The organism is Cupriavidus numazuensis, from assembly GCF_905397435.1.
GTDB classification, from domain to species: domain Bacteria; phylum Pseudomonadota; class Gammaproteobacteria; order Burkholderiales; family Burkholderiaceae; genus Cupriavidus; species Cupriavidus numazuensis.
Genome location: NZ_CAJPVI010000138.1, coordinates 1 through 2,639 on the forward strand (window position 1 = coordinate 1; position 2,639 = coordinate 2,639).

Below are 2,639 nucleotides of genomic sequence, written 5' to 3' on the forward strand. Positions count from 1 at the left end.
CCACCAGCTTTCTCAGGTGGGCTTGCGTGGCTCCATCCAACTTTCGGGCATCAGTTTTTGTCTTCATGCCCACATAACGCACTACGCACTATTTGGTGCACACGTCAGTAATACCGAGTCGATTGACGAAGCGGTGCTGGCCTTGCTGTATCTGAATCTTTGTGATCAGAACCGCGCCTGGAAGAGCTTCGACTGGGCAGCCATGAACCGGCTGCACGAAAAGGGCTTTATCCTCGATCCGGTCAACCGCGCTAAGTCTGTCATGCTGACGGATGAAGGTCTGCGCGAGGCCGAGCGACTGTTCACGCAGCGCTTCGTCCGAAAGGCCGACGACAAGCCGGCGTGATCAGCTCCAAGCGGTGCCGGCAACCGGATCGTGCAGCGACGCTTCGATCCAGCAGTGACACAGGTCGGCCGTCGCGTGCATCTCCGCGAGCAGGTCTTCGATCGCCGCCTCCAGTTCTGGGCCATGCGAGAACGGCAATACGATCTCGTATTCGGTGCGGCATTTGTTGAGGCTGCGCATCCCGTACTCTGCCAGGCAGAGCATAAAGCAGAGGGTTTTTTGGTTGGCGATCGCGGGTACGAACCTGTGACCAAGACCCGTGAGGTCTGACCGCGATCGGTAACTAAACCCAAGTTCCCGGGCGAATTTGCAACCGCGGCATCGCCGAGCCCTTTTCCCACCTGAGAAATCGGCTCATCCGGGACGATTTAAGTCTTCTTTTTGTAGTCACTAAAAATACTTGACTTTCGAGCTTTGTTTCCTATTCTTCGCTGCATGCCAGCGCGAACCGGAACTGCTCACGTCGTTACGACGACTCGCAAGTACAAGGACCAGGTCTATCACACCCACCTGTTGCGGCGCAGTTACCGCGAAGACGGCGTGGTCAAGAACGAGACCCTGGGTAACCTGTCGCACTTGCCCGAGGAACTGATCGAGATCATCCGCCGCTCACTCAAGGGCGAGACCTTCGTGCCACTGGGCGAGGCATTCGAGGTGACGCGCTCGCGCGCGCGCGGCCACGTGCAGGCGGTGTCCACGGCGATGCAGCGCCTGGGCTTTGCCTCGCTAATCGCCTCCAAGCCTTCGCGCGAGCGCGACCTGGTGTTGGCGATGGTTGCCGCGCGCATCGCCGCACCGCATACGAAGCTGGCCACCACGCGCTGGTGGCACACCAGCACTCTGGCCGAGGATTTCGGCGTGACCGAGGCCAACGAGGATGACCTGTACGCGGCGATGGACTGGCTGCTCGCTCGCCAGGACACAATCCAGAAGAAGCTCGCCGCGCGCCACTTGAGCGACGGTGGCTTGGTGTTGTACGACCTGAGCTCCAGCTACTTCGAGGGCAATACCTGCCCGCTGGCCAAGCTTGGCTATAGCCGCGATGGCAAGAAGGGACTGCTGCAGGTCAACTACGGCTTGCTCACCGATGTGCGCGGCTGCCCGGTGGCGGTGTCGGTGCATGAGGGCAACGTGGCCGACAACCAGACCTTCATGCCTGAGGTGCAGTGCCTGCGGGAGGATTTCGGCATCTCGCGGATGGTCATGGTGGGAGACCGCGGCATGATCTCCAGCAAGGCCATCGACCAGATGCGTGAGGGCGGTGACCTGGACTGGATCACCGCGCTCAAGAGCGCCTCGATCCGCCCGCTGCTCGAACAAGGGCAACTGCAGCTTGGCTTGTTCGACGAGCGAAATCTGCTGGAATTGAGTTCACCGGATTATCCGGGCGAGCGACTGGTGGCGTGCCGCAATCCGGAACTGGCCAAGCTGCGTGCCCACAAGCGAGAAGAGTTGCTGGCGGCCACCGAGGCGTGTCTGCAGCCGATCGTTGCCCGCGTGCAAGCGGGCAAGCTTGCCGGGCGCGATCAGATCGGCCTGCGCGTGGGCAAGGTGATCAACAAGTACAAGGTGGCCAAGCACTTTGCGCTGAGCATCGACGACGCGGCCTTCGCATTCAGCCGCAACAGTGAGGGCATCGCCCGCGAGGCCGCGCTCGATGGCCTTTACATCATCCGCACTTCGCTGAGTGCGGAACAGATGGACTCAGCCGATTGCGTGCGCAACTACAAGGCGCTGGCCAATGTGGAGCGTGCATTCCGCTCGCTCAAGACTGTGGACCTGAAGGTCCGGCCGATTCATCATCGCACGGCCGATCGCGTGCGTGCACATATCCTGCTGTGCATGCTGGCCTACTATGTCGAGTGGCACATGCGCGAGGCCTGGCGCGAACTGATGTTTGCCGACACCGATCAGGCCGCCAAGGCCACGCGGGACCCCGTGGCGCCTGCGGTGCGCTCCGCGGCAGCGCTGGCCAAGGCGGCGCGCCACACGCTTGACGACGGCACGCCCGTGCACAGCTTCTCAAGCCTGATGGCCGAACTCGCCACGGTCGTGCGCAACACCTGCCGCACCCCCAGCGCCGGCGCTGAGGCGCCAACCTTCGAGCTCGTCACCACGGCTAACGCGAAGCAGAAGCAGGCTCTGGCATTGCTCGAGCAAATCCGGGTGTAGACAGAAATCGGTATGCAGTCATTTACCGGCGTCTATCAAACGGGTCGCTGAATGAGGATGATGGTGTCCACCCACCACAGGAGGATACCGATGAAAGAGAAATCCCCGGAACTGAAAGTCG

At 61.3% G+C, this 2,639-nt stretch carries 3 protein-coding genes; 2 read left to right on the plus strand and 1 reads right to left on the minus strand.

The window, feature by feature from the left end; all coding sequences use genetic code 11:
• Nucleotides 1-73: 73 nt before the first annotated feature.
• The gene (locus tag KHO41_RS40820; protein WP_211958867.1) at nucleotides 74-346 is read left to right on the plus strand and encodes a DUF6429 family protein; all 273 of its coding nucleotides are present in this window, start codon (nucleotides 74-76) and stop codon (nucleotides 344-346) included.
• Here KHO41_RS40820 and KHO41_RS40825 read toward each other — a convergent pair whose 3' ends face one another.
• Nucleotides 347-526, minus strand: coding sequence for a hypothetical protein (locus KHO41_RS40825; protein ID WP_211958865.1), 180 nt, complete (start codon nucleotides 524-526; stop codon nucleotides 347-349).
• 255 nt (nucleotides 527-781) lie between these two features.
• Here KHO41_RS40825 and KHO41_RS40830 point away from each other — a divergent pair, with 255 nt between their 5' ends.
• Complete coding sequence (locus tag KHO41_RS40830) at nucleotides 782-2,518, plus strand: IS1634 family transposase (RefSeq protein WP_211958866.1); 1,737 nt, start codon at nucleotides 782-784, stop codon at nucleotides 2,516-2,518.
• Nucleotides 2,519-2,639: the final 121 nt, after the last annotated feature.